General features: G+C 50.8%; 24 protein-coding genes and 1 pseudogene. 14 read left to right on the top strand and 11 right to left on the bottom strand.

The annotated features are described in order from the left end of the window. Positions 1 to 62: 62 nt before the first annotated feature. A complete protein-coding gene (locus J0X00_RS16245; RefSeq protein ID WP_136487823.1) occupies positions 63 to 1,649 on the top strand; it encodes a cation:proton antiporter family protein in 1,587 nt (528 codons plus the stop codon). 217 nt (positions 1,650 to 1,866) lie between these two features. Next, on the top strand, positions 1,867 to 3,531 hold the full coding sequence (asnB, locus tag J0X00_RS16240; RefSeq protein ID WP_136487822.1) for an asparagine synthase B: 1,665 nt from the start codon (positions 1,867 to 1,869) through the stop codon (positions 3,529 to 3,531). Positions 3,532 to 3,623: 92 nt separating this feature from the next. Here the strand turns inward: asnB and rfaH are convergent, their stop codons facing one another. Beyond that, a complete protein-coding gene (rfaH, locus tag J0X00_RS16235; protein ID WP_136487821.1) occupies positions 3,624 to 4,124 on the bottom strand; it encodes a transcription/translation regulatory transformer protein RfaH in 501 nt (166 codons plus the stop codon). A gap of 390 nt (positions 4,125 to 4,514) precedes the next feature. Between rfaH and dtpA the strand changes: the two genes are divergently transcribed. After that, a complete protein-coding gene (gene dtpA, locus J0X00_RS16230; RefSeq protein ID WP_136487820.1) occupies positions 4,515 to 5,999 on the top strand; it encodes a dipeptide/tripeptide permease DtpA in 1,485 nt (494 codons plus the stop codon). 104 nt (positions 6,000 to 6,103) lie between these two features. Here dtpA and hemH read toward each other — a convergent pair whose 3' ends face one another. From hemH to htpG, 3 genes are all read right to left on the bottom strand, one after another. Continuing rightward, positions 6,104 to 7,066, bottom strand: a complete 963-nt coding sequence (hemH, locus tag J0X00_RS16225) for a ferrochelatase (RefSeq protein WP_136487819.1) — start codon at positions 7,064 to 7,066, stop codon at positions 6,104 to 6,106. 203 nt (positions 7,067 to 7,269) lie between these two features. Then, positions 7,270 to 7,914 (bottom strand): adenylate kinase, encoded by a 645-nt coding sequence (gene adk, locus J0X00_RS16220; protein WP_136487818.1) that lies wholly within the window; start codon positions 7,912 to 7,914, stop codon positions 7,270 to 7,272. A gap of 347 nt (positions 7,915 to 8,261) precedes the next feature. Then, positions 8,262 to 10,169 (bottom strand): molecular chaperone HtpG, encoded by a 1,908-nt coding sequence (gene htpG / locus J0X00_RS16215; protein WP_282477208.1) that lies wholly within the window; start codon positions 10,167 to 10,169, stop codon positions 8,262 to 8,264. Positions 10,170 to 10,450: 281 nt separating this feature from the next. Between htpG and J0X00_RS16210 the strand changes: the two genes are divergently transcribed. The 3 genes from J0X00_RS16210 (at position 10,451) to J0X00_RS16200 (ending at position 12,200) form a co-directional block, all read left to right on the top strand. Next, positions 10,451 to 11,320: a transcriptional regulator gene (locus J0X00_RS16210; protein ID WP_282477207.1), complete on the top strand. Its 870-nt coding sequence runs from the start codon at positions 10,451 to 10,453 to the stop codon at positions 11,318 to 11,320. Between the two features lie 11 nt (positions 11,321 to 11,331). Next, the gene (locus J0X00_RS16205; RefSeq protein WP_136487831.1) at positions 11,332 to 11,853 is read left to right on the top strand and encodes a regulatory protein ToxS; all 522 of its coding nucleotides are present in this window, start codon (positions 11,332 to 11,334) and stop codon (positions 11,851 to 11,853) included. Between the two features lie 68 nt (positions 11,854 to 11,921). Then, positions 11,922 to 12,200 (top strand): SelT/SelW/SelH family protein, encoded by a 279-nt coding sequence (locus J0X00_RS16200; RefSeq protein ID WP_136487815.1) that lies wholly within the window; start codon positions 11,922 to 11,924, stop codon positions 12,198 to 12,200. A 3-nt stretch (positions 12,201 to 12,203) separates the two neighbouring features. Here the strand turns inward: J0X00_RS16200 and J0X00_RS16195 are convergent, their stop codons facing one another. The 4 genes and pseudogenes from J0X00_RS16195 to J0X00_RS16180 form a co-directional block, all read right to left on the bottom strand. Further along, the gene (locus J0X00_RS16195) at positions 12,204 to 12,611 is read right to left on the bottom strand and encodes a CBS domain-containing protein (RefSeq protein WP_136487814.1); all 408 of its coding nucleotides are present in this window, start codon (positions 12,609 to 12,611) and stop codon (positions 12,204 to 12,206) included. Then, the gene (locus J0X00_RS16190; RefSeq protein ID WP_136487830.1) at positions 12,608 to 12,958 is read right to left on the bottom strand and encodes a P-II family nitrogen regulator; all 351 of its coding nucleotides are present in this window, start codon (positions 12,956 to 12,958) and stop codon (positions 12,608 to 12,610) included. The genes J0X00_RS16195 and J0X00_RS16190 overlap by 4 nt, the downstream gene beginning before the upstream one ends. Before the next feature lie 85 nt (positions 12,959 to 13,043). After that, positions 13,044 to 13,802: pseudogene (locus J0X00_RS16185) on the bottom strand (DUF1538 domain-containing protein); the annotation flags it as partial. Between the two features lie 13 nt (positions 13,803 to 13,815). Continuing rightward, the gene (locus J0X00_RS16180) at positions 13,816 to 14,550 is read right to left on the bottom strand and encodes a DUF1538 domain-containing protein (RefSeq protein WP_282477206.1); all 735 of its coding nucleotides are present in this window, start codon (positions 14,548 to 14,550) and stop codon (positions 13,816 to 13,818) included. Between the two features lie 189 nt (positions 14,551 to 14,739). On the opposite strand from J0X00_RS16180, the gene J0X00_RS16175 reads away from it, so the two are divergent. From J0X00_RS16175 to J0X00_RS16155, 5 genes are all read left to right on the top strand, one after another. Beyond that, complete coding sequence (locus J0X00_RS16175; protein WP_136487811.1) at positions 14,740 to 15,654, top strand: TIGR01777 family oxidoreductase; 915 nt, start codon at positions 14,740 to 14,742, stop codon at positions 15,652 to 15,654. Between the two features lie 36 nt (positions 15,655 to 15,690). Continuing rightward, a complete protein-coding gene (locus J0X00_RS16170) occupies positions 15,691 to 16,518 on the top strand; it encodes an SDR family oxidoreductase (RefSeq protein ID WP_282477205.1) in 828 nt (275 codons plus the stop codon). A gap of 401 nt (positions 16,519 to 16,919) precedes the next feature. Continuing rightward, the gene (locus J0X00_RS16165; protein ID WP_282477204.1) at positions 16,920 to 17,774 is read left to right on the top strand and encodes a co-chaperone YbbN; all 855 of its coding nucleotides are present in this window, start codon (positions 16,920 to 16,922) and stop codon (positions 17,772 to 17,774) included. Between the two features lie 258 nt (positions 17,775 to 18,032). Then, complete coding sequence (locus J0X00_RS16160; RefSeq protein WP_136487808.1) at positions 18,033 to 18,962, top strand: SPFH domain-containing protein; 930 nt, start codon at positions 18,033 to 18,035, stop codon at positions 18,960 to 18,962. Further along, positions 18,959 to 19,438 carry an NfeD family protein gene (locus J0X00_RS16155; RefSeq protein WP_136487807.1) on the top strand — a complete coding sequence of 160 codons (480 nt, stop codon included), beginning with the start codon at positions 18,959 to 18,961 and terminating at the stop codon, positions 19,436 to 19,438. The genes J0X00_RS16160 and J0X00_RS16155 overlap by 4 nt, the downstream gene beginning before the upstream one ends. 76 nt (positions 19,439 to 19,514) lie before the next feature. Here the strand turns inward: J0X00_RS16155 and cueR are convergent, their stop codons facing one another. The 3 genes from cueR to zipA all read right to left on the bottom strand — a co-directional run bounded on the left by cueR (position 19,515) and on the right by zipA (position 23,182). Then, positions 19,515 to 19,940, bottom strand: a complete 426-nt coding sequence (cueR, locus tag J0X00_RS16150; RefSeq protein ID WP_282477203.1) for a Cu(I)-responsive transcriptional regulator — start codon at positions 19,938 to 19,940, stop codon at positions 19,515 to 19,517. A gap of 221 nt (positions 19,941 to 20,161) precedes the next feature. Then, positions 20,162 to 22,171: an NAD-dependent DNA ligase LigA gene (gene ligA / locus J0X00_RS16145; RefSeq protein WP_282477202.1), complete on the bottom strand. Its 2,010-nt coding sequence runs from the start codon at positions 22,169 to 22,171 to the stop codon at positions 20,162 to 20,164. Positions 22,172 to 22,255: 84 nt separating this feature from the next. Beyond that, positions 22,256 to 23,182, bottom strand: a complete 927-nt coding sequence (gene zipA, locus J0X00_RS16140) for a cell division protein ZipA (RefSeq protein WP_282477201.1) — start codon at positions 23,180 to 23,182, stop codon at positions 22,256 to 22,258. A gap of 240 nt (positions 23,183 to 23,422) precedes the next feature. Here zipA and cysZ point away from each other — a divergent pair, with 240 nt between their 5' ends. From cysZ to J0X00_RS16125, 3 genes are all read left to right on the top strand, one after another. Then, positions 23,423 to 24,169 (top strand): sulfate transporter CysZ, encoded by a 747-nt coding sequence (cysZ, locus tag J0X00_RS16135; protein WP_136487803.1) that lies wholly within the window; start codon positions 23,423 to 23,425, stop codon positions 24,167 to 24,169. Between the two features lie 146 nt (positions 24,170 to 24,315). Continuing rightward, positions 24,316 to 25,284, top strand: a complete 969-nt coding sequence (gene cysK / locus J0X00_RS16130) for a cysteine synthase A (RefSeq protein WP_282477200.1) — start codon at positions 24,316 to 24,318, stop codon at positions 25,282 to 25,284. A gap of 290 nt (positions 25,285 to 25,574) precedes the next feature. After that, a complete protein-coding gene (locus J0X00_RS16125) occupies positions 25,575 to 25,832 on the top strand; it encodes an HPr family phosphocarrier protein (RefSeq protein WP_136487801.1) in 258 nt (85 codons plus the stop codon). Positions 25,833 to 25,845 lie beyond the last annotated feature (13 nt).

Raw genomic sequence — 25,845 nt, 5'->3', positions numbered from 1 at the left:
TATAATATAGGGCCGTATCTCTATGAAGATACGGCCCTTTTTTAATTAAAATAAGAAACACTATGGATTTGATCATAATCTCTGCGGCATTTCTGGCTGGGTTTATCGCACTAAAATGTCACCTTCCTCCGTTAGTCGGCTTTCTGATTGCCGGGTTTGCCCTCAATGGCTATGGCTTTGAGTCAAACGAAACCATTACCACACTGGCTGACCTCGGTGTCACCCTGATGCTGTTTACTATAGGTTTGAAACTGGATGTCCGTTCTCTGCTTGAGAAGGAAATCTGGGCCGGAGCCACCGTGCACAACCTGCTGTCGACCGCCATCTTCACCCTTATCCTGATGGCGTTCAAAACTCTGGGGCTCGACAGCCTGGCCGATGTACCGGTCTCAAGCCTAGTGTTGCTGGGTTTTGCGTTGTCCTTCTCAAGTACCGTATTTGCGGTTAAATCCCTGCAGGAAAAAGGCGAACTGAATGCCACTTACGGCACACTCGCTATCGGTATTTTGGTCATGCAGGATATCTTTGCCGTGATATTTTTAACCGCATCGACCGGTAAACTGCCGGAATGGTATGCCATCGGCCTGTTTATGTTGCCATTCCTGCGCCCACTGATGTTTGAGCTGCTCGACCGGGTCGGCCACGGTGAAATGCTGATTCTGCTCGGTATCTTCCTGGCCCTGGTGGTGGGAGCTGGTCTGTTCGAACTGGTCGGGATGAAGCCGGATCTGGGCGCACTGATCCTCGGTATGATGCTGGCCGGACACAATAAAGCTTCGGAGCTCTCCAAATCGTTGTTTAACTTAAAAGAGTTATTTCTGGTTTGCTTCTTCCTGAATATTGGCCTGTCAGAAGAACCGACCGCAACCGGCTTTTTCCTCGCCCTGCTGCTGCTGATCCTGCTACCGATCAAAGGTATGCTTTATTTCTGGGTTATTAATCGCTTCCATTTCCGGGTGCGTACCTCGCTGCTAGCGTCAATTTCGCTGTTCAACTTCAGTGAGTTCGGCCTGATTGTTGGCGGACTGGCCTTTAAAATGGGCTGGTTGCCGGGCGATATTCTGGTCGCCCTGGCCATCTCGGTACCGCTGTCGTTTATTGTCGCCGCACCACTGAGCCGCAAGGGGCACGAACTTTACCAACGCTCGTCACATTGGTTTGATCAGCCCGCGCCGGAAGTCCTGCATCAGCGCGACGCCTTGATTAACCCGGGCAACGCTCAGGTGCTGATCCTCGGTATGGGCCGTATCGGAACCGGCGCTTATGAAGAAATGACCCAACGCTATGGCCAGATCTGTCTGGGTGTCGAACTACGCGAAGACGCCGCCAAAGGTCACCGCGATCAAGGGCGCAACGTCATCAGCGGCGATGCCACCGACCCGGATTTCTGGGAACGTATCCTTGATACCGGACATGGCAAAATGGTGCTGCTGGCGATGCCACATCACCAGGCCAACCAGATTGCCCTGTCGCTGCTGAAAAAGCGTCACTTCCCTGGTCATATTGCGGCAATTGCCGAATACCCGGACCAGATGGACAGCCTGATTGCCGATGGCGCACACGCTGCGTTTAACATCTACAGCGAAGCCGGCACCGGTTTTGCCCGCCATGTTTGCGACCAGCTCAATCCACATTTCAGCCGCAGCTAAACTGGTGATGACAACAAAAGTTAGCGGCTTTTGTTGTCATTCCCGGTGACAAATTAGCCCTTTTCTAAATTCCGTTTAAAATATTAGCCCTTAAATTAAATAATATTCATCACACACTCTTTTCTTTAAACTTTTTCACAATTATGGGTTGCCTTTTTTAACCAAAGTGGCAAATTGAAGTCATCTGATTGAAACTCGTCTAATTAAGGAAAGTTGTATGTGTTCTATCTTCGGTATTTTAGACATCAAAAGTGACGCGGCAGCACTTCGTCCGGTCGCTCTTGAAATGTCTAAGAAACTTCGTCACCGTGGCCCGGATTGGTCAGGTATCTACGCATCAGACCGAGCAATTCTGGCTCATGAGCGCCTGGCTATCGTTGGTCTGAATAGCGGTGCCCAGCCTCTGTACAGCCCAGATAGAAAACTGATCCTTGCAGTCAATGGCGAGATCTACAACCACAAAGAAATCCGTGCCCGCTACGAAGGCAAATACGAATTCCAAACCGATTCTGACTGTGAAGTTATCCTGGCACTGTACCAGGACAAAGGTGCCGACCTGCTGGAAGAGCTGAACGGTATCTTTGCATTCGTCCTGTACGATGAAGAGAAAGACGAGTATCTGGTAGGCCGCGACCACATCGGTATCATTCCGCTGTACCAGGGTCATGACGAGCACGGCAACTTCTACGTAGCATCTGAAATGAAAGCGCTGGTACCGGTGTGTAAAACCATCGGTGAATTTCCTCCGGGCAGTTCCCTGAGCTCTAAAGATGCAGAGCCAAAACGCTACTACATCCGTGACTGGAACGAATACGCAGCGGTGCAGAACAACTCCACCAGCAAAGAAGATCTGACCAAAGCACTGGAAGATGCAGTAAAACGCCAGCTGATGACCGACGTCCCTTACGGCGTACTGCTGTCCGGTGGTCTGGACTCCTCGATCACTTCTGCAGTCGCAAAACGTTTTGCAGCAATGCGTATTGAAGACGATGAAAAATCCGCAGCATGGTGGCCACAACTGCACTCATTTGCCATTGGCCTGGAAGGCGCACCGGATCTGAAAGCGGCTCGTGAAGTGGCGGACAAACTGGGTACTGTACACCACGAAATGACCTACACCGTACAGGAAGGTCTGGATGCCATCCGTGACGTGATTTATCACATCGAAACGTATGATGTCACCACTATCCGCGCATCAACGCCGATGTTCCTGATGGGCCGTAAAATCAAGGCCATGGGGATTAAAATGGTTCTGTCAGGCGAAGGCGCTGACGAAATCTTCGGTGGCTACCTGTACTTCCACAAGGCACCAAACGCACAGGAATTCCACGAGGAAACCGTCCGTAAACTGCTGGCGCTGAACATGTTTGACTGTGCCCGTGCCAACAAATCTCTGGCAGCATGGGGTGTTGAAGGCCGGGTACCATTCCTGGACAAAGAGTTCATCGACGTGGCAATGCGCCTCAACCCGGCCGACAAGATGTGTGGCAACGGTAAGATGGAAAAACACATCCTGCGTGAGTGTTTTGAACATTACCTGCCAGAGTCCATCGCATGGCGTCAGAAAGAGCAGTTCTCTGATGGCGTAGGCTACAACTGGATCGACACACTAAAAGCAACTGCTGAAGCGAAAGTCACTGATCAGCAGATGGAAACCGCGAAGTACCGCTTCCCGTACAACACACCATCGACCAAAGAAGGTTACGTGTACCGCGAGATCTTTGAAGAACTGTTCCCGCTGGAATCAGCGGCGCACTGTGTCCCTGGCGGCCCTTCGGTTGCCTGCTCTTCGGCGAAAGCAGTAGAATGGGATGAGTCGTTCAAAAACTGTATCGACCCGTCAGGTCGCGCAGTAAAAGCGGTTCACAACGAAGCATACTAATCCCCTTTCCAGCTGACTGCTCAGCGGGAAAACCGGATACGTAAAAGGCGCCTGTGGCGCCTTTTTTATTACTCGGACCAAATTAAGCAGGATTAACCTTTCAGGTCGAGATGCTTGTTATCAATGCTCATCGCCACTGGCTGACTGATCATTTTCACCAGCATAATCGAACGGCTCTCACCGTCCGGCTCCTGATAGATAGCCTTCAGCCCTTTGAACTGACCACCTTTGACTTCAATTTCCTGTCCCTTCACCGGCCCTTCAGACTGGGACATCGCCTGCAATGCACAGCCGAACTGCTTCAGTTCGTAGACTAAGTCACCCTGGATCTCTTTAGGCTCAGAGCCGAAACGAATAAAATCCGCCACCCCGCGCGTTGAACGTACCGTGGTGAATGTCGGACCTTGCTGAAAATCAAAACGGACAAACATGTAAGACGGAAATAACGGTTCCCGCACTTTTTGCCGCTTGCCGCGTAAAATTTTCTCGACTTCGATTTCCGGATAAAAGCACTCTACCCCCTGATTTTCCAGATGGGCTTTCGCTCTGACCTGCTCTCCTCGTTTACAGTACAGTAAATACCAACGTTTCATTTCTAACCAACTTTTCTTAACAACTGTGAACTATGGTTTACTCCACTCTGGATGAAGCTGATTGTTATCTCTTTGCTTGTAACACATGATCTTCAAATATGGAAAATTAGATTTCCAGATCCCCCGCCGCCAGACCCACCGCTAACTAATTGTATTTTATACCATTTAACATACGGATTAAAATTCGAACAAATAAGATCATTGCAGTTTTATTCTCTTGCATGTATACGTATCGACCGAATAAAACCTTAGCAATAATGTATTTAACAATATTATAAGCCTAAGGAAAATCATCATTTATAACACTGCATCAAAAGTGATATCCACGGTTTGCACAACGCACCACCGTGAACATTCACCAGAGATGGTTTCTGTCACAGGAAGTACTTTATGTCAGACTTGAATATATTCAAGCAACCTAAACCATTCTATTTGATCTTTTCAATAGAATTTTGGGAGCGATTCGGATTCTACGGGATGCAAGCCATCCTGACCGTTTACATGGTCAAAATTCTGAATATGGATGAATCGACCTCTTTTGTTCTGTTTGGTGCCTTTTCTGCGCTGGTTTACGGTTTCGTTGCCGCCGGTGGTTGGATCGGTGACAAGGTCATCGGCAGTAAACGGGCCGTGACGCTAGGTGCCATCATTTTAATGATTGGTTATGCCCTGCTTGGCTTGTCCACCGCAGAGCAAAGCTTCGGTGGTCCGACACTTATCTTTATTGCCATGGGCTTTATCACTGTGGGTAACGGCCTGTTCAAAGCCAACCCGTCCAGCCTGCTGGCCAAAGTCTACCCGGAAAACGATCCTCGCCTCGATGGCGCGTTCACCATGTATTACATGGCGATTAACCTCGGTTCGTTCATTTCGATGATCATCACCCCAATCGTAGCAGAGCGTGCCGGCTACGGCATGGCATTTGGTGTCAGCGCGATTGGCCTGGCGATCACTGTGGTTAACTTCATCATGTGCCAGGGCATGCTGCGCAAAGTCGGCTCACCGGCTGATCTGGCACCGGTGAATAAAACCAAACTGCTGCTGGTCACCGTTGGCTCTGTTATTGCCAGCTTTGTATGTAGCTACCTGCTGCAGAACCTGGCACTGGCGCACGGTATCCTGGTTGTCGCCGGCTTGACGATTGTATTTTTCTACTTTAAAGAAGCCCTGTCGATTCGCGGTATCGAGCGCCAGAAAATGCTGGTTGCTTTCGTGCTGATGCTGCAAGGTGTGGTGTTCTTCGTGCTCTACTTCCAGATGCCAACCTCACTCAACTTCTTTGCGATTCATAACGTCAGCCACGATATCTTTGGTATTGGTGTTGAGCCGGAGCAATTCCAGGCTCTGAACCCGTTCTGGATCATGGTGGCCAGTCCGGTCCTGGCGATGCTGTACGGCAAACTGGGCGATCGTCTGTCGATGCCGTTTAAATTTGCCTGTGGTATGGCGCTGTGTGCCATGTCATTCCTGATCCTGTCCTGGGGAGCGAACTTTGCCAATGCTGAAGGCATCATCAGTTCAAACTGGCTGGTGTTGTGTTACGCATTCCAGTCGATCGGTGAACTGCTGGTGTCCGGTCTGGGCCTGGCCATGGTGGCTCAGCTGGTTCCGCAGCGTATGATGGGCTTTGCGATGGGGATGTGGTTTTTGACCTCAGCAACCGCAGCCGTTATTGCTGGCTGGGTCGCAAGTCTGACCTCTGTACCGAGCCATGTAGCGTCCGCCACTGAATCACTGGCTATCTACGGTGATGTGTTTGGTAAGATTGGTTATGCCACTGCGGCCATTACCGTACTGACCTTCCTGATTGCACCTAAGCTGAGTAAAATCTGCCGTGGTGAGAACGAAGTCGTGCTGGAAACCGCGCAAGCTTAACGTCGGCCCGTCCAACATAAAAAGCCTCAGTTCGTGCTGAGGCTTTTTCGTCTCTGATGGTTGTGTATCTGAGCGTTGGGCTCTGGTATCGGTTAAGTCCGGCGTTACAGTCGTTCTCTGACCAGGCTTGCCATCATCGCGATATGAGCGGCTGAATCGTTGAGACACTCGATATAGTGGAATGTTTCTCCGCCGGCATGCAGAAAAATCTCGCAGTTTTGCTCGGAAATTTCTTCCAGGGTTTCGAGACAGTCAACCGAGAAGGCCGGACACAGAATATCAAGCTTTTTGACACCTTGCCCCGGCAGTGCCTGCAGGGTTTTGTCCGTATACGGCTGCAGCCACTCTTCACGGCCAAACCGTGACTGATAAGTCATCAGAACTTTCTCAGGAGCCAGGCCCAGTTCGGCAGCCAAAAGACGGGTGGTCTGCTCACAATGCTGAGGATAAATATCACCATTATCCGCATAGCGCTTGGGAATACCGTGATAGGAACAGACCAACAGATCACCCTGACCATTCTCCTGCCAGGACTGACGCACCTTGTCGGCCAGCGCTTGGATGTAAAGCGGATGATCGTGGTAATCGCGCACGAAGCTCAGATCCGGCACCACATCAACCTGTTTCATCGCTTTCGCCACACCGTCAAACACCGCCGCGCTGGTTGTTCCGGAATACTGCGGATACAACGGCAGAACAATAATGCTGTCCACACCTTGCTGCTGCAGCTTCTGAACGCCGCTCAGCAGGCTAGGCTCGCCGTAAGTCATGCCCAGTTCAACCGGTATATTGAGCGCCTGTTGCAAGCCCTGCTGCTGACGTTTGGAATAGACCATCAGCGGTGAGCCTTCATCCATCCAGATACTCTGGTACAGCTTAGCCACCTTTGGCGAACGTAACGGCAGAATAATGCCATGCAGGATCGGACACCACAGCCAGCGGCTCATATCCACCACACGCTGGTCGTGCAGGAATTCACTCAGAAAACGTTTTACCTCAGCCGCCGTCGGCGCTTGTGGCGTCCCCAGATTGGCTAACAGCACACCATAATTTTTGTTGTTTTGCATAATGTCCATTCAGGTTTGTCACGCAGCGTCACGCGCTGCCGGATTAAAATTGAATCTCGCAACATGACCGGCATCCCGGTCCCGGGCTGGAATCAACCGGTCTGAAGGTGCTTGTACGGACTTTTAGCAGAAAAAGTTCATAAAAAAAGCGACCTTACGGTCGCTTCACTATAACAAATATTCAGCTCAGGCTAAAATTGAGATTAAGCCAGTGCTTTCTCGATATCTGCGCTTACTTCAGCCACTTGCTTAGTGCCGTCGAATTTCAGGTATTTAGTGTTACCCGCTTGCGCTTCTTTACCGTAGTACTCAATCAGTGGTGCAGTTTGAGTGTGGTATACATCCAGACGTGCACGTACGGTTTCTTCTTTGTCATCTTCACGGATAACCAGATCTTCACCCGTCACGTCATCTTTACCTTCCACTTTTGGCGGATTGTAAACAACGTGGTAAGTACGACCTGAAGCCAGGTGAGCACGACGGCCCGCCATGCGCTCAACGATCACATCATCAGCAACGTCAAACTCAATCACGTAGTCAACGTCAACACCCATTTCTTTCAGACCGTCCGCTTGCGGGATAGTGCGTGGGAAACCATCCAGCAGAAAGCCTTTTTGGCAATCTTCTGCAGCGATACGCTCTTTGATCAGACCAAGAATGATTTCATCAGAAACTAGCTGACCAGCATCGATAACGGCTTTCGCTTGTTTACCAAGCTCTGTACCCGCTTTGATCGCAGCACGTAGCATATCACCAGTAGAGATTTGTGGAATACCGTACTTCTCCATGATGAATTGAGCTTGTGTGCCTTTACCTGCACCTGGAGCACCTAGAAGAATGATGCGCATGTTTAATCCTCTTTAGAAATGATATTTATACCGAAGCTCACAGCTCCTTGTGTCGCGAGACGGTAAGTTTCGGTATAACGAGACCAATAGGGTTTGTTGATGACTCCGCATGCCATAACGCAAACGGTTAAGCCCAACAAACAGGCGTGCCAAAATACACGCCTTATTAGTGACATTCAAGTCTGCTATTCTATCACAGAAATTCGTTGCACAGCGCTTTCTAAGACTAAAGAATACCCGTCAGCCGCCGTTTTCTCTGCAATTACATCAAAGATAGCGTGACTTCACGTCATATCGGCCCGTCGCCAATAAAAAAAGCTCGCACGCGGCGAGCTTTACCCTAAAACTTATTCAACCTTAGTCAAAAGCTGATTGATTGCAGTGACAAATTGTGACGGATCTTCCATCGCACCACGTTCCGCCAGCATCGCCTGGCCAAGCAGCACTTCGACCCAACGGGCAAACGCTTCCTGATCCGGCTCATCAGCCATACGTTTCACCATGGCGTGTTCCGGGTTGATTTCAAGAATGTACTTCACTTCCGGCGCCGCTTGACCGGCAGCCGCCAGCAGTTTCGCCATCTGTGTGCCCATTTCAAAATCATCAGTGACCACTACCGCAGGGGTTGAAGCCAGTTTGAAGGTGGTACGCACGTCTTTAACCCGCGCGCCCAGGTACTCTTTCACACGTTCAACGACAGATTTAAACTCTTGTTCTGTCTCTTTGTGTTTCTCTTTTTCCGCTTCGTCTTCAAACTTGCTCAGATCAAGGCCCGCTTTACTGATGGACTGGAACTGCTTACCGTCAAACTCGGTCAGATAGTTCATCATCCACTCATCAATGCGATCGTACATCAGCACGACTTCGATGCCTTTGGCTTTAAACTGCTCCAGGTGCGGGCTGTTTTTCGCTGCGCTGTAACTGTCCGCCGTCAGGTAGTAAATCTTATCCTGACCTTCTTTCATGCGTTCAACATAAGCACTCAGGCTGACATTCTGCTCAGCAGATTCACTGTCGCAGGAAGCAAAACGCAGCAGGCCGGCAATCTTCTCTTTGTTGGACATGTCTTCGGCCAGGCCTTCTTTCAGCACCATACCGAATTCTTTCCAGAAGCCCTGATATTTTTCTGCATCGTTGGACGCCATGCGTTCCAGCATGGTCAGCACCCGCTTGGTACAAGCGTTACGCAGCGATTGCGTGACCTTGTTATCCTGCAGAATTTCGCGCGACACGTTGAGCGGCAGATCGTTAGAGTCAATCAGGCCACGCACAAAACGTAAATAAGACGGCATAAACTGTTCAGCGTCATCCATGATGAACACGCGCTGCACGTACAGTTTCAGGCCATGCTTGTGATCGCGGTTGTACATATCCCAAGGCGCTTTAGCCGGAATGTACAACAGACTGGTGTAGTCGTTTTTGCCTTCAACTTTGTTGTGGCTCCACACCAGAGGATCAGCAAAATCGTGTGATACATGCTTGTAGAACTCCTGATACTCTTCATCACTGATATCAGATTTGGCACGAGTCCACAAAGCCTGCGCTTTGTTGATTTGCTCCCATTGGGTTTCACCGCTTGGCTTGCCTTCCTCATCCATCACCTGAGTCTGGATGTAGACCGGGATACCGATGTGGTCTGAGTATTTCGAGATCACATCGCGCAGACGCCATTCCGACAGGAACTCTTTACCTTCGTCACGCAGGTGCAAAATGATGTCAGTACCACGGGAAGATTTCGTGATGGTCTCCACGGTGTAATCGCCTTCACCTTGTGAATACCATTGCACCGCTTCTTCTGCCGCCAGACCCGCCGCACGTGAACGTACCGTCACCGCATCGGCAACAATAAAGGCCGAGTAAAAACCGACCCCGAACTGACCGATCAATTGTGAGTCTTTAGATTGATCTTGAGATAATTTTGAGAAAAATTCAGCCGTACCCGACTTGGCGATCGTACCCAGATGCTCAATCACATCGTCACGGCTCATGCCGATACCGTTGTCAGAGATGGTCAAAGTATTCGCTTCGCTGTCAAACGACAACTTCACTCCAAGATCAGCATCATTTTGATACAAATCTGCGTTAGATAACGCCTGAAAACGCAATTTATCCGCTGCATCTGATGCGTTCGAGATCAGCTCACGCAGGAAGATTTCTTTGTTGGAATACAAAGAATGTATCATCAGATGAAGTAGTTGCTTAACTTCAGATTGAAAACCACGTGTTTCTTTGTTTGCCATTGCAGTTTCGCTCATATTAGCTCCATAACATCATTTTTGCCCCCAGACTAAAATTTGGGGTATGAGGAACATCGATTTGGTATTAACATGTGGCCCCGGAATGTAAATTCAAGGTCAAAAACTATAAAAACTGAGTTTTTTGAAGTTTTTTTGATTATGCTCTATCCGAATTTTTATCAAGGAAGATAACCCCCGAATATTTCAACGTCGTTTTTTAATTCGTTCTACAGGGAAGGTTGTGGATAGTGGGTAGTCATTAGTCCAAGCTCTAAATACTAATTAAAAAGAAGATATCGATGAGTAATACAGCCACAAAGTTCATTCTTGCTGACAGATTTACTTTCGACCCAACGAGCAATTCGCTAGTAGACAAAGAAGCCGACAATGAGAATGTTCGTCTCGGAAGCAATGAAAGCCGCATACTATTACTGCTATCTCAACGCCCAAATGAAGTGATAACCCGCAATGAACTGCATGATTTCGTCTGGCGTGAGCAAGGATTTGAAGTCGATGACTCAAGCCTGACCCAAGCCATATCAACACTGCGCAAGATGTTGAAAGATTCGACAAAATCACCGCAATTCGTGAAAACTGTACCCAAACGTGGCTATCAGTTGATCGCAGAAGTTGAACCATTAGAAGCCGACGAAACTGCCCAGGCGCCGGATGAACAACCAGAGCAAACCGACAGCTCCGGTAGTAGCGTCATGCGCGCTGATATTCAGGTGACGGCAAACTCTGTCCCTGCATACACCACCAGCACGAATACAGAAAAGGCCGATCACTCACCTCTGACTTTACTGCACAAGTGCGATCTGCGGGTCAAGATCATGCTGATTGTCGCCATCTTACTGCCTTTATGTGTCATTTTGTTTACCAGCCCGGCCCCCTCCAAGCTGCGCCAGTTAGCCAATTACAATGGCGTAACGGTCAGTGCCCCTGTCAACCAGCCTGATCTGAGTGCCTGGATGCCACTGATTGAATCCTGCATCATCAAATACGCTAAGCTTCACCCGGGTGAAATGGCACCCAAAGAGGTCATCGCCACCGGCGGCCACAATAATCAACTGGTGCTGAACTACATTCATGCCCCTCAGTTTTCCGGACAGAACATTACGATACGTATCCTGTCCACCGAAGAAGATATTGATCAGATTTGCCAGTGAGGAGGCCCATGATGAACAGAAGAATTGCGATCCTGATTTTGCTGATTTCTGCCGCATTCAGCGCTTGGTTTTACTGGTTCAGTGACATCAAACTGCAACAGGTGCTGACCTCGCGCGAATGGCAATCCAAAATGGTCACCCTGATTGAGAGTAAACAACAAAATGATTCCGTTGGCCCGCTGCGCCGGGTTGATGTCACTTCAAACGTCAAGTACCTGCCTAACGGTACCTACCTGCGTGTGTCGTTAGTCAAGTTGTATGCGATGGATAAATCGGTACCGGAAGATGTGATCAACTGCTCGGAATCAGGCGAATGGGACGTCAGTGATAACTACCTGCTGCTGACACCGACCGATTTTAAAGACGTCTCTTCCACCCAGAGTAAAGATTTCACCCCCGAGCAGCTGCAATTGATCACCCAGCTGTTCCGCATGGACTCGGAGCAGAGTCAGCGGGTAGATATCGTCAATGATAAAACCCTGCTGCTGACCAACCTTAATCACGGCTCCACCGTGTTGTTCGGCAATAAATAGCCCTGTGGCTCAGCGCTGACAACCTTCAGCGCTGAGCCTCCTTTGTAACGTCAAGAGATAGTGCCATTATGGACAAAGCCCGTATCGATATTTACTACTGTCGCCAGTGCAACTGGATGTTACGTTCCACCTGGTTAACCCAGGAGCTGTTGCATACCTTCAGTGAAGAGATCGCAACCATCTCGCTCCACCCCGATACCGGTGGCCGGTTTGAAATTTTCTGTAACGGTGAACAGATCTGGGAACGCAAACAGGATGGCGGTTTTCCGGAGGCTAAAGTGCTCAAGCAACGCGTGCGTGATTTGATTGATCCGCAACGCGACCTCGGCCATTCAGACCGTAAATAATCACTATTCCTCATCTCGCGCCATGCCGTTGATCACGATATTATTGTAACTAACCATACCGATGACCCGACCATTTTCGATCACCGGTGCCCGGCTGATACCAAAGCGCTCGAACAGACGGGCGCAATATTTGACGTTCATATCCGGCGAGACCGATAACGCTGGCTTGGTCATGATTTCATAGATGTTGGTCCGCTTGGGCGAACGGTTGGTGGCCAGGACTTTTTTGGCAATATCGTTCATCAGGACAATACCGTACTCATCGTCCTCATGACGTTTATTGACGATTAACGCCTTCACCTGGTGCTGCTTAGCGAGACAGATCCCGTCATGGACCGTGGTTAAACCATCAACCATGACATAAGTATTCGCCATGACATCGCGAACGTGAATATTGTCGTGCCGACTCATAGGTTGTCCTCAATCACTTTGGTTAATGTTTCGACCTGATGCGCGACTCCGACTGCGTCTTCTATATCAATCTGAATCGCAATCCCCTGCCCCGATTCCTGATCAAACTCACCGACTTCGGCGATGGTTTCCAGAATATGGCGCGACAAATGCTCCTCCACCATCAGCAGCACCACATCTTTCTGCACTTCCAGGGTCAGGCCAAAAAAGGTGCGTTTTTTATTGAGCCCCTCGCCACGAGCATTATTAATCACTGTTGCCCCGGTAGCTCCCGCCTCACGCGCCGCGTCCAGCACCTCGTCGGTTTTGCTGTCCTCAACAAATGCGATAATCAGTTTAAACCTCATCATCTTTCTCCTTGCGCAACCTTGCTGCTGCCAGGCTAGGCTGACCAGAAACCGGCGCACTTTGCGCCGCCCGGCGTTCAGCCCTTCGGTTAAGCCACAGGGTTAACTGGGCATAGCCCATCACTGAAATCATCGGAAACAGGCTGGCAAAGGCAATCAAACCAAAACCATCCATCACCGGACTGCGTCCGGGCACCGTCGACGCCAGTCCGAGCCCAAGAGCAGCCACTATCGGTACGGTCACCGTTGATGTAGTGACCCCACCGGAATCATAAGCGAGCGGAACAATCAGCTTCGGGGCATAGAAGGTTTGCACCACCACCACGATATAACCGCCGATAATGTAAAAATGCAGCGCATCGCCGACCACAATCCGATAGCAGCCCAGCGTGATCCCGAGCGCAACCCCGAACGCCACGGCCACCCGCAGCCCGTTAACCCGGATACTCCCCCCGGACACCTGATTAGCCTTAAGCGCCACCGCGATCAGCGACGGCTCGGCAATCGTGGTACTAAAACCAATCATAAACGCAAACAGATACACCCAGTAGTAATCAACCCAGTGCAGGCTTTGTCCTGCGCTGAGCCTGAACTGCTGCAAAAACTGCAGATTGGTCAGCTGTTCAGCCATGGTTTTACCAAGCGGAAACAGTGCCAGTTCCAGGCCGAGTAAAAACAGCGACAAACCCAGAATCACATAAATAAAACCCACCGCTATTTTGACCGGATGCGCGACCGGTTTACGCAGCACCACCAGTTGAAAGCCAAAAATAATCACCACAATCGGCAGCACATCGCGCATGGTTGTGGTCAGGGTCTGGATAAATTCCGTGAGTCCTATCATGACGTGCCAGCCTTCATGTCATCATCATCCCGAAGACCATCACAAACATCATCGGCAACAGGGAAGCAAACGCAATCAGGCCGAATCCGTCCAGCATCGGGTTGCGCCCCTTAATGGATGAAGCCAGCCCCACTCCCAGCGCCGTGACCAGAGGCACAGTGATGGTCGAGGTCGTCACCCCACCGGAATCGTAGGCGATACCAATAATAAACGGAGGCGCGAACAGAGTCAGAATCACGACGCCGAGATAGCCAAACGCAATCATGTAATGAATCGGCCAGCCACGCAGAATGCGCAGCACACCAATCACAATCGCCAGTCCAACCGAGAACGCCACCGTCACTCTCAGACCGTGGGCATACTCATCACGCGTCAGCTCACTGTCCACGATAACGCCTCCGAGCGCGGCCACCCGCGCGGCTTCTTCCGCCACGGCCGTCAGCGCCGGCTCGGCAATGGTGGTACCAAAACCAAGGCAAAAGGCGAACACCAGCAGCCATACCACACTGCCTTTACGGGCCAGCGCCTGAGCCATCGACTCCCCAATCGGAAACAGGCCCATTTCCAGGCCGAAGATAAAGAAAGTCAGGCCGAAGACCACCAACACCAGGCCGGTCAGTACACTGACCAGATGGGGCAAAGGCTCCTGCAGCACCAGCAACTGGAAAAAAGCAATCACAGCGATAATCGGCAGCAGGTCACGCAGACTACCCATTAACGCTTTTAACAGTGCCACTACCCCAGCCATACCTGCTCCGATACAAATAGTTACACTTATGATGGCAAAGGATACATCACACTGATGTGACCCACCCGGCGCCGTGGCGAAAAAGTCAGCAAAGGTTAAAAAACAGAATGTTGGAACTTGAGCCAGATTCCTCTAAGCTGATGAGGCGGACGTGACAGCTATACTTAAACGAGCAAGCAAGGAGGCGACATGAAAATATTGATCACCGGGGGAACCGGCTTTATCGGACGTGAACTGATTAAGCTGCTGATGACTCATGATTTGGTCTGCCTGACCCGCAACTCTCATCACGCCCGCCAGCGGCTTGCCCACGTACATAATGACAAACTGACGTTCATCGAAAGTCTGGACGATCTGCACGATCTCAATCGCTTTGACGCTGTGATCAATCTGGCCGGAGAGCCGATTGCGGATAAACGCTGGACCGAACAGCAAAAGCAACGTATCTGCGACAGCCGCTGGAATCTGACAGAACGCCTGGTCGAACTGTTTCATGCCAGCACCAAACCCCCTCATGTGCTGATCAGCGGCTCAGCAGTCGGCTATTACGGTGACCAGCAGGAACACCCGTTTGACGAAAGCCTGCAGGTCAGTTCCCAGCGTTTTTCACATCAGGTTTGTGCAACCTGGGAGCAGATCGCTCTGCGCGCCCAGTCGGATCAAACCCGGGTATGTATTATGCGCACCGGTGTCGTTCTGGCTCCGGAAGGCGGAGCGCTGAAAAAAATGCTGCCGCCTTATCGTCTCGGCCTCGGCGGCCCAATTGGTTCCGGCCAGCAGTACATGCCTTGGATCCACATGAGCGATATGGTCAAAGCGATTGTTTACGTACTGGAAACCGAACATGCGCAGGGTATTTTTAACTTCAGTGCTCCGCACCCGGTCACCAATCGCAGGTTCAGCCGCTGTCTGGCACAAACGCTGAAACGTCCACATATTTTAACCACGCCCAAGTGGGCCATCCGTCTGCTGATGGGCGAAGCGAGTGAATTGTTGTTTGACAGTATCCGTGCCAAGCCGAAGAAACTGACTGAACTGGGTTTCCAGTTCACATACTCACGCGTCGAGCCGGCGCTCAAACATCTCCTGCAACATCACGTCTGACGATTTGACCTGAAATAATCCCTATCTGGAACTTGCATGACCCAATCGATATTAATTACCGGCTGTTCATCCGGTATTGGCTACATGGCTGCGACCGAATTACATCAGCGCGGCTACCAAGTGATCGCCTCCTGCCGCAAAGCAGAAGATGTACAACGCCTGCAGGCTGAAGGCCTGACCTGTATTGAGCTCGACCTCAGTGACGAAGCGAGCATTCGCCGCGGCGTCGAACAGGCCCTGCTGCTGTCGGACAATAAACTGTATGCCGTGTTCAACAATGGCGCCTACGGCCAGCCGGGCGCGTTAGAAGACCTGCCGACCGACGGACTGCGCGCTCAATTTGAAACCAACTTTTTCGGCTGGCATACCCTGACCACGCTGCTGATGCCGCACTTTCGCCGTCAGGGCTATGGCCGCATCGTGCAAAACAGCTCCATTCTCGGTTTCGCCGCAATGAAATACCGCGGCGCCTACAACGCGTCAAAATTTGCGATTGAGGGCTGGAGCGATACTCTGCGCCTTGAACTGCACGGCAGCGATATCCACATCAGCCTGATAGAACCGGGCCCGATAGAAACCCGCTTTCGCGCTAACGCTCTGAGTGCATTTAAACATTGGATCGACATCGACCATTCATTCCACAGCGCCAGTTACCATGCCCAGCTCAACCGGCTCGGTAATGATAAATCCAATAATGCCTTTGTGCTGCCTCCGGAGTCCTGCCTGAAACCTCTGCTGCACGCCCTGAGCTCGTCCAAACCGCGCTTACGTTATCGGGTCACCACTCCGACCAAAGTGTTTGCGCTGTTAAAACGCCTCCTTCCCGGTCGAACTTTGGACAAACTGCTGAATAAAGCAGCGTAAAATTACAATTCTGTCATTAATACGTCACAATCCGATGCGATGATGATTGACGAATCGTAGGATTCGTTTAACCGATTAATCAGCATTGCATTGGGTACACATCTATGACTTTAAACCAATGGAATTGGCTCGGTGTTGGTATCGCGCTGACACTCTTTCTTGTTTTATAGCGTTCTATTGAATTGCTTACCGCGCTTTGCGCTTCAACAGCTACCCTGACGGTAGCTGTTTGCTTTTCTGTGACTGCACAGCGCGCGTGACCTCTTTTGCGCAGCGGCCAGCTCTGGCTGTGATTCAGAACCATTTCAGCACGAAAAACTTTACCATCGCCTTGCTATGACTTGTGTTTTCAATTCATGCCCCCATCTATGGCTTAAAGCGCAAGCGTAAAAGGAATCATCATGCAATCACCTCATATTACTGACGTTACCCAACACAATTTCCGCGAAGTTATCGAAAGCTCAGCGTCCCGCCCTATTCTGTTTTACTTCTGGGCACCGATGAGTGAAGAAAGCGTACAACTTATTCCGCAATTGCAGCAGTTAACTCAGCAGTACAATGGTGCATTCCAGCTTGCCCAGCTTAACTGCCAGGACGAGCAAGCCATCGCGTCACAATTTGGTATTCAGGCTCTGCCGACCATCGCGCTGTTTTTCAACGGCCAGCCGGTTGATGGTCTGGGTGGCCCGCAGCCGATTGAAGCGATTCAGGACATGCTTAACCGTCACCTGCCAAGTCAGGATGAACAAAATCTGCAGTACGCACAGCAACTGATCAAAAACCAACAGCACCAGCAGGCACTGACTCTGCTGCTGGCGTTGCCGGAGCAGTGGAAGAGTAAAGGGGATGCCAAACTGGCGCTGGCCGACTGCTTCCTGGAAACCGGTCAGTTTGACGCCGCTAAAGCAGAGCTGAGCGCGATTCCGCTCGAATATCAGGACAGTTACTACAAAAGCCTGATCGCAAAACTGGAACTGCATGAACAGGCAGCTGACAGCCCGGAAATCCAGGCACTGGAAACCGCGCTGGCTCAAAACAGCAATGACGCCCAAATCGCTGTCGAACTGGCCACCCAGTACCATCAGGTCAAGCGTGATGAAGAAGCACTCGAGCTGCTGTGGAACTTCCTTAAAAGCGACCTCAACACACTCGATGGCGAAATGAAGAAAGTATTTATGGACATCCTCAGCGCGATTGGCCAGGGGAACAGCGTCGCCGCGCGTTACCGTCGCCAGCTGTACTCTCTGTTGTACTAACTCGGCTGTTGTACTAACTCGGCTGTTGTACTAACTCGGCTTTTGTACTAACTCTGCCCGACGGAGCCCGCAGTACCTCGCCAGGCTGACATCGAATCGATTCCGTCAGCTTGCTCCGTCAGGGAAGCTCACTATGTTTTTGATCATTAAGGCAGGATATCCTGCCTTAATTTTTTCTGGCGGCGATTAATTCATCACATAACATTGCCTATCCTGCCGCTATACTTGTTAATCTTTCACCTTTGCAAGGATAGGAACATGGCAATGGAATCTTTGATTACCATCGGCATTTTTGTCTTCGTCGTTATCGTGTTCATCGCCTCGGCGGTCAAGACGGTACCACAGGGCGATAACTGGACCGTTGAGCGCTTTGGCCGCTACACCCATTCACTCAGTCCCGGTCTTAACTTCATCATTCCTTTCATCGACCGCGTCGGGCGTAAAATTAATATGATGGAGCGGGTGCTGGACATTCCGGCTCAGGAAGTGATCAGTAAAGACAACGCCAATGTGGTGATCGATGCGGTCTGCTTTGTGCAGGTGATTGATGCCGCGCGGGCAGCTTATGAAGTCAATGATCTGGAAAATGCGATCCGCAACCTGACGCTGACCAACATGCGTACTGTACTTGGCTCAATGGAACTGGACGAAATGCTCAGTCAGCGCGATATGATCAACACCAAATTGCTGACCATCGTTGACCAGGCAACTAACCCCTGGGGTGTCAAAGTGACCCGGATTGAGATTAAAGATGTCCAGCCTCCGGCGGATCTGACTTCAGCGATGAATGCGCAGATGAAAGCCGAGCGTGAAAAGCGCGCCTCTATCCTTGAAGCCGAAGGAGTGCGTCAGGCGGAAATCCTCAAAGCCGAAGGGCAAAAACAGTCAGAGATCCTCAAGGCTGAAGGGGCCAAACAGGCCGCCATTTTACAGGCCGAAGCCCGTGAGCGCGCCGCTCAGGCGGAAGCCAGAGCCACTGAAATGGTTTCGAATGCCATTGCCCAGGGCGATATGAAAGCGGTCAATTACTTTATCGCTCAGGGCTACACCGAGGCACTAAAAGCCATCGGCAAGGCTGAGAATGGTAAAATCATTATGTTACCGCTGGAAGCGACCGGTTTGATGGGCTCGATTACCGGCATTGCCGAAATGTTTAAACAAACGGATACCCGTAAGGTGGATTCTTGATCGACTGGTTAACCCAATTTAATCACTGGCACTGGCTCGGACTCGGGCTGGCCTTGTTGGCGACCGAGCTGCTCGGGATGGCCGGTTATTGCCTGTGGCTCGGGCTGTCGGCGTTACTGGTGGCCGGGCTGATGCTCGGCATTCCGCTTAGCTGGCAACTGCAATGGTGCAGCTTTGCGGCTTTTTCGCTGGTCACGACCTGGCTGTGGTGGCGCCGTCAGCTCACTCACGACAAGCGCAGTGATGCCAGCCGAACACTCAATCAGAAGCAGAAACAGTTGATCGGGCGCAGCGCAACGGTCGCAGAAGATGTACCGGTTGGCCAGTTTCGCCTCCAAATTGGCGACAGTACCTGGATAGCAGAATGCGATACGCCGCTCAGCGCCGGACAGAGGGTCGAAGTCATTGCCGTCGATGGTACGGTACTGAAAGTCCGCCTACAACACGTCAGCCTACACCAACCCGCTGATCACTGAACTGTGCCTTTCCGCACCGTTATCCGGCCGCAACAGTGATGACGACAATAAAAGTGATCACGACAATAAAGACACTTTAGTCATCAGATGAGGCTGCCAGTGAATGCTGGCAGCAATGCCCTTTGAGATTATCGATGATTGGGCACTCACTGTTTTCATCACCGGGACACTCATTCACCCACTCTTCAAGCTGCTGCTTAATCAGGGTCAGCTCTTCCAGTTTTCTGCTCACCTGCTCCAGCTTGAGCTGGGCTTTTTCTTTGACCGCGTGGCTGGTACGCTGCGGGTTATTGGCCAGGGCCAGCATCGCCTTACATTCGTCGAGGGAGAAACCGACGCTCTTGCAGCGCGCTATCAGCAACAGATCATCCACATGACTCTGATTGTACTGACGATAGCCATTGTCAGAACGCACAGGGGCGGCAATCAGCCCTTTCTCTTCATACAACCGCACCGACTTAGCCGTCAGGCCGGTTTTTTTTGCCACTTCACTGATGTTCATCTTTCCTCCGTCGGGGCACTGCAGACAAATAGCCACTTGTCTGCAACGTAACCACTTGCCTCCAGCGGCTACCGCCAAATCCGGCACACAGTAACAAACAAAAAGGAGACAGGGTTAAACCATGCCTCCTTCCGGGGGTAATTGCAATGATTTGGCTCAGGTTACCGGCCAGGCGGCTTATCGCGCTTAACCCGTTCACGCAGGTAACCAGACCAGCACCATCAGCGGATCATATCAATCAGATCCTGTTCGCCACGCACTTCAATGCCAAGTTCCTGCGCTTTGGCCAGCTTAGAGCCCGCCGCTTCACCGGCAAACAGAATATCGGTTTTCTTCGATACGCTGCCGGTTACCTTAGCACCCAATGCCTGCAAAGCCGCTTTGGCATCACTGCGTGACAGCTGTGACAAGGTCCCGGTCAGAACCACCACTTTACCGGCCAGCGGCTGCGGCGTATCTTCGCTTTTCGCTTCGATATCCGGCCAGGTGATACCGAGATCGATAAGATCGCGCACTACGTTCTGGTTGCGTTCCTGAGTGAAGAAAGCATGGACATGGCTGGCGACTATCATACCGACATCCTGCACTTCAATAAGCGCTTCCACCGACGCCTGCATGATGGCGTCCAGATTGTAGAAATGGTGCGCCAGGTTCATTGCCGTGGCTTCACCGACTTCACGAATCCCCAATGCGTACAGGAAACGTGGCAGTGTGGTCTGTTTGGCCGCCTGCAGCGCATTGACAATATTCTGCGCCGATTTTGGCCCCATGCGATCCAGAATCGTCAGCTCCCCAGCGCGCAAGCGGAACAGATCCGCTGGCGTGGTGACCATCTCTTTGTCCACCAGCTGTTCGATCACTTTATCGCCCAGACCATCGACATCCATCGCTTTACGCGACACAAAATGTTTCAGCGCCTCTTTACGCTGCGCCTGGCACACCAGGCCACCGCTACAGCGTGCAACCGCTTCACCTTCTACCCGCTCAATGTCTGACTGACACACCGGGCACTGGGTCGGAAACACGATATCGCGTGCGCTGTCAGGGCGCATTTCATTCACCACCGACACAATCTGCGGGATCACGTCACCGGCACGGCGGATGATCACCGTGTCGCCGACTTTAACGCCGAGACGTTCAATCTCATCCGCGTTGTGCAGGGTCGCATTACTGACCGTGACCCCGCCGACAAACACCGGCTCCAGTTTCGCTACCGGAGTAATGGCACCGGTACGCCCGACCTGGAATTCCACATCATTGAGTAGCGTCATCTCTTCCTGAGCCGGGAACTTATAGGCAATCGCCCAGCGGGGCGCGCGGGCCACAAAGCCCAGCCGCTCCTGCAGGTCAATCGCGTCGACTTTGATCACCACGCCGTCAATTTCGTAGGCCAAATCGGCACGACGCGTCATGATGTCCTGATAGTACGCTTTCACCTCTTCCAGCGAATCGACCCGTTTGGTTTCCGGGCTCATCGGTAATCCCCAGCCTTTCAGTTGCAGAAAACGCTCATAATGGCTGCCGACCAGTTCACCGCCTTCAATCACCCCCACGCTGTAGGCATAAAATGCCAGCGGGCGCTTGGCGGTAATGCGCGAATCGAGCTGGCGCAGGCTGCCTGCCGCCGCGTTACGCGGGTTCACAAACACTTTTTCGCCTTTTTTCAGCGCTGCGGCATTCATTTTGTCAAAGCCGGCTTTCGGCATAAACACTTCACCACGGACTTCAATCCGGGTTGGCCAGCCACTGCCGCTCAGACGCAGTGGAATCGATTTAATGGTACGTACATTCTCGGTAATGTTTTCACCGGTCGCGCCATCACCACGGGTCGCCGCACGCACCAATACACCATCAACATACAGCAGGCTGACCGCCAGGCCGTCCAACTTAGGTTCACAACAGAAACGGGCCGATTTGGCCGCCGGAACGCGATCACTCATGCGGCGATAAAAGCTGTCCAGCTCGCCGTCATCGAATGCATTATCGAGCGACAACATCGGAATATCATGGGTCACCGGCTCAAAACCGCTCAACGGTGCACCGCCGACACGTTGGCTGGGTGAGTCCGGCGTGATCCAGTCCGGATGCTCAGCTTCAATATCCAGCAGCTCACGCATCAGACGATCGTACTCGGCGTCCGGAATGGTCGGGGCATCTTCGACGTAATAACGTATCGCATGATCATGCAGTATTTCTTTAAGCTCTTGTAAGCGTTGCTCTACGTTTTGCATTGCGTTTCTCTCGCAGTCAATCAGGTTCTATCATGAAAAAAGGCCCCGACACGGGGCCTTTCTTAACCAAACAAGGTTATGGAATCAATTATGTGCTGTCCGGTTCCGAAAGTCAGTAATTTGCTTACGGTAAGCGGCCAGGCGATCCGGTGTCATCAGGTTGCGCGCGTCATCGAGGACGTTGCCGCCCATATCATCGGCGATCTGCTGTGCCGTTTTCAGCATCAGCTTAAAGTTATGATCCGCTTCACCAAAGCATGGCAAGGTCATAAAGAATGAAATACCCTTGGTGGTGAATTCTGCCGGATCATCGTGTTTCAGCGTCCCGGGATGCATCATGTTCGCGACACTAAACAGCACCTTACCGGTACCGGACAAATCAGCATGGCGATGAAAAATATCCATTTCGCCGTACAACAGGCCGTTCTGCTGCATACTATCGAACAGCTTAGTACCAACAAAGGGTTCGTTGCCGGCACAATGTACATTCAACACGATAACCTGCATCTCATCCTGGGCCGGTTCTTCGGCCTGAGGAGCCGGTTCTGGCTGCGCTTGAGGCTTCTCTACCACAGGTTCAGCATCGACACCTGCTCGCGCAGTGCTGAACATCGGCTCTGATGGTGCTTCATAGACAGTCAGAGGCTCTGGCTGGGCTTCATCAACTGGCGCAGTTTCAGGCGCTTGAAATTCTGAGCGCACCTCACTCTGCTCTGTCAGCGGTTCTTCAGCAGCGGTGTAGCCACCGATCAGAGGATCCACCTCAGGCTCATCTTTAATCCCGAAGTCCGGCTGGTTGCGATCCTTACGAATGATTTCATAATCATCTTCCGGAGCAAAAGCACGCGCTGCCGCTACTTCATCTTCTTCAGGCTCTACGTCAATCCGGCCAAGTGGTTTATCACCAAACTTAGACTTCCCTTCTTTTTTACTGGTCCACAGACCATGAAATAGCAAAGCGGCTATCGCTAGCGCGCCAACAATAATGAGTACGAATCGCAATTCCTGCATCTTAAACTCTCAGTTTCTCGATTTTTGATGTCCTGAGCTTCAACGCTTGTCGTTAACGTTGCCAAAGGTAGGTTTTATCGGCTTATCAGTTTACTTTACCAAAAGTCAGCCCCTGTTTAGAACAACTTAATGTTAAAAGGTGCGTTAATGGTGTGATTTTTACCACGCTTTTCTTCCTCTGTTGCTCAGTTACAATAGAATGCAACTTTCACCGCTGGCAAATCGTATACGGAATACACTATGCAAAATCATAAGCGCTCAGGCTTTGGCTATTTTTTCTACGGCCTGGAACTGGCTTTATCACCCGGCATCCGCCGATTCGTGATTATGCCACTGTTGGCTAATATCCTCTTAGTTGGTGGCGCCCTGCTCTATCTGTTTTCACACCTCGACAGCTGGATTAATCAATGGATGGGACAAATCCCGGACTGGTTGTCCTGGCTGAGTTACATTCTGTGGCCGCTGTTGGTACTGACCATTCTCGCCACCTTCTCCTACTTTTTCAGCACGCTGGCTAACTTTGTCGCCGCACCGTTTAACGGTCTGCTGGCAGAAAAGGTTGAAGAAAAACTCACCGGTCACACGATTAATGACGAGGGTATACTGGCCGTCATCAAAGATGTGCCACGCATCATGGCAAGGGAATGGCGTAAACTGCTTTATACCTTACCCAAAGCCATCGGTCTGTTTCTACTGCTGCTGATCCCGGCCCTTGGCCAGACCCTGGGGCCGATTCTGTGGTTTTTATTTACCGCCTGGATGCTGGCCATTCAGTACTGCGACTATCCGTTTGATAACCATAAAGTCGCATTTAATGACATGCGTAATAATTTGAAACAAAAACAGGGCAAAGCGTATGGCTTCGGCATGCTGGTGTCGGTTCTGACAACGATTCCGATCATCAACCTATTTGTCATGCCGGTAGCGGTTTGTGGCGCGACCGCGATGTGGGTCAGCGAGTTTAAAGGGCATTATGTGACCCGATAGACATTTTGGCGGTGAAAGCCGCCGATACCTATAAGTTATAACTTTTTAATCCTTTTACCTTTTTAACCGAGCACATATTCTCTAAATCGTATCCGCAACGTATCGACTTATCGATAGCAAAACATGCGAAATGAAGGAACATCACAATGAGCAAAATTTACGAAGACAATTCTCTTACTATTGGTAACACGCCACTGGTTCGTCTGAACAAAGTCAGCAAAGGTAACGTACTGGCTAAAGTTGAATCACGTAACCCAAGCTTCAGTGTTAAATGCCGTATCGGCGCCAACATGATTTGGGATGCAGAGAAGCAAGGTAAACTGAAACCAGGCATCGAACTTGTGGAACCAACCAGTGGTAATACAGGTATTGCTCTGGCCTTCGTTGCTGCAGCGCGCGGTTACAAACTGACGCTGACTATGCCTGAGTCAATGAGTCTTGAGCGCCGTAAGCTGCTGAAAGCGCTGGGTGCAAACCTAGAGCTGACTGAAGCGGCTAAAGGCATGAAAGGCGCGATTGCTAAAGCGGAAGAAATTGTCGCCAGCAACCCTGAAAAATACCTGTTGCTGCAGCAGTTCGATAACCCGGCTAACCCACAGATTCACGAAAAGACCACAGGTCCTGAAATCTGGGAAGCGACTGACGGCCAGGTTGACGTATTCGTTGCTGGTGTTGGTACTGGTGGTACTCTGACGGGTACCAGTCGTTACATCAAAGACGAGAAAGGCAAAGCCATCACTTCTGTTGCAGTAGAACCGGCTGAATCTCCGGTCATTACGCAAGCACTGGCAGGCCAGGATATTCAACCAGCTCCACATAAAATCCAGGGTATCGGTGCCGGATTCATCCCTGGCAACCTGGATTTGGACCTGATTGACCGTGTTGAAACTGTGACTTCTGAAGAAGCGATCGAGATGGCTCGTCGTCTGATGGAAGAGGAAGGTATCCTGGCTGGTATCTCATCTGGCGCAGCCGTTGTTGCTGCTAACCGCCTTGCAGAACTACCTGAATTTGAAGGAAAAACTATCGTAGTTATCCTACCAAGCTCAGGCGAACGTTACCTGAGCACTGCCCTGTTCGCCGGCATTTTCTCTGAGAAAGAAAACCAGCAGTAATATGTGGTGAAATCAAATTTTGGTTTAAAAAAGCCCCCTTGAGGGGCTTTTTTGTTGATCCTAGCCTCACCTTTGGTAATATCAGGCATGTTTTATTTCTAGCTTCAAAATAAAGAAGCAGACAAGATTAGATTCAATGGCTGAGTGTCAACAAGGCGATTGATTATTTTTATACCAGTATCAGTTCTGACACGAAAAGCTCGTAGCTCAACTAGCAGAAACGAGCTGATACGGTTAAGCTAATTCTGGTTAATAAACTTACAAAAAATAAATTAATTGGGGTATAAAACATGTACGAGAAGCAAGTAGAAATCACTGCAGAAAACGGTCTTCACACTCGTCCGGCTGCTCAGTTCGTTAAAGAAGCTAAAGCATTCGACGCGGACATCACTGTGACTTCTAACGGTAAAAGCGCTAGCGCGAAAAGCCTGTTCAAACTACAGACTCTGGGTCTGGTTAAAGGCACTGTAGTGACTATCTCTGCAGAAGGTGCACAAGCTCAACAAGCTGTTGACCACCTGGTTGCTCTGATGGATCAACTACACTAATTCGCACCATTCC

It is taken from the genome of Vibrio sp. ABG19, assembly GCF_029962385.1.
GTDB lineage: Bacteria > Pseudomonadota > Gammaproteobacteria > Enterobacterales > Vibrionaceae > Vibrio > Vibrio ostreae.
Note: the sequence above shows the minus strand (reverse complement) of the source record. Positions and strands in the feature narration are given on the sequence as shown.

What these genes read in the sequence shown, in the direction of transcription:
- J0X00_RS16245 (WP_136487823.1), top strand. Translation starts at nt 63, where the DNA reads ATGGATTTGATCATAATCTCTGCGGCATTTCTGGCTGGGTTTATCGCA.
- asnB (WP_136487822.1), top strand. Translation starts at nt 1,867, where the DNA reads ATGTGTTCTATCTTCGGTATTTTAGACATCAAAAGTGACGCGGCAGCA.
- rfaH (WP_136487821.1), bottom strand. Translation starts at nt 4,124, where the DNA reads ATGAAACGTTGGTATTTACTGTACTGTAAACGAGGAGAGCAGGTCAGA.
- dtpA (WP_136487820.1), top strand. Translation starts at nt 4,515, where the DNA reads ATGTCAGACTTGAATATATTCAAGCAACCTAAACCATTCTATTTGATC.
- hemH (WP_136487819.1), bottom strand. Translation starts at nt 7,066, where the DNA reads ATGCAAAACAACAAAAATTATGGTGTGCTGTTAGCCAATCTGGGGACG.
- adk (WP_136487818.1), bottom strand. Translation starts at nt 7,914, where the DNA reads ATGCGCATCATTCTTCTAGGTGCTCCAGGTGCAGGTAAAGGCACACAA.
- htpG (WP_282477208.1), bottom strand. Translation starts at nt 10,169, where the DNA reads ATGAGCGAAACTGCAATGGCAAACAAAGAAACACGTGGTTTTCAATCT.
- J0X00_RS16210 (WP_282477207.1), top strand. Translation starts at nt 10,451, where the DNA reads ATGAGTAATACAGCCACAAAGTTCATTCTTGCTGACAGATTTACTTTC.
- J0X00_RS16205 (WP_136487831.1), top strand. Translation starts at nt 11,332, where the DNA reads ATGAACAGAAGAATTGCGATCCTGATTTTGCTGATTTCTGCCGCATTC.
- J0X00_RS16200 (WP_136487815.1), top strand. Translation starts at nt 11,922, where the DNA reads ATGGACAAAGCCCGTATCGATATTTACTACTGTCGCCAGTGCAACTGG.
- J0X00_RS16195 (WP_136487814.1), bottom strand. Translation starts at nt 12,611, where the DNA reads ATGAGTCGGCACGACAATATTCACGTTCGCGATGTCATGGCGAATACT.
- J0X00_RS16190 (WP_136487830.1), bottom strand. Translation starts at nt 12,958, where the DNA reads ATGAGGTTTAAACTGATTATCGCATTTGTTGAGGACAGCAAAACCGAC.
- J0X00_RS16180 (WP_282477206.1), bottom strand. Translation starts at nt 14,550, where the DNA reads ATGGCTGGGGTAGTGGCACTGTTAAAAGCGTTAATGGGTAGTCTGCGT.
- J0X00_RS16175 (WP_136487811.1), top strand. Translation starts at nt 14,740, where the DNA reads ATGAAAATATTGATCACCGGGGGAACCGGCTTTATCGGACGTGAACTG.
- J0X00_RS16170 (WP_282477205.1), top strand. Translation starts at nt 15,691, where the DNA reads ATGACCCAATCGATATTAATTACCGGCTGTTCATCCGGTATTGGCTAC.
- J0X00_RS16165 (WP_282477204.1), top strand. Translation starts at nt 16,920, where the DNA reads ATGCAATCACCTCATATTACTGACGTTACCCAACACAATTTCCGCGAA.
- J0X00_RS16160 (WP_136487808.1), top strand. Translation starts at nt 18,033, where the DNA reads ATGGCAATGGAATCTTTGATTACCATCGGCATTTTTGTCTTCGTCGTT.
- cueR (WP_282477203.1), bottom strand. Translation starts at nt 19,940, where the DNA reads ATGAACATCAGTGAAGTGGCAAAAAAAACCGGCCTGACGGCTAAGTCG.
- ligA (WP_282477202.1), bottom strand. Translation starts at nt 22,171, where the DNA reads ATGCAAAACGTAGAGCAACGCTTACAAGAGCTTAAAGAAATACTGCAT.
- zipA (WP_282477201.1), bottom strand. Translation starts at nt 23,182, where the DNA reads ATGCAGGAATTGCGATTCGTACTCATTATTGTTGGCGCGCTAGCGATA.
- cysZ (WP_136487803.1), top strand. Translation starts at nt 23,423, where the DNA reads ATGCAAAATCATAAGCGCTCAGGCTTTGGCTATTTTTTCTACGGCCTG.
- cysK (WP_282477200.1), top strand. Translation starts at nt 24,316, where the DNA reads ATGAGCAAAATTTACGAAGACAATTCTCTTACTATTGGTAACACGCCA.
- J0X00_RS16125 (WP_136487801.1), top strand. Translation starts at nt 25,575, where the DNA reads ATGTACGAGAAGCAAGTAGAAATCACTGCAGAAAACGGTCTTCACACT.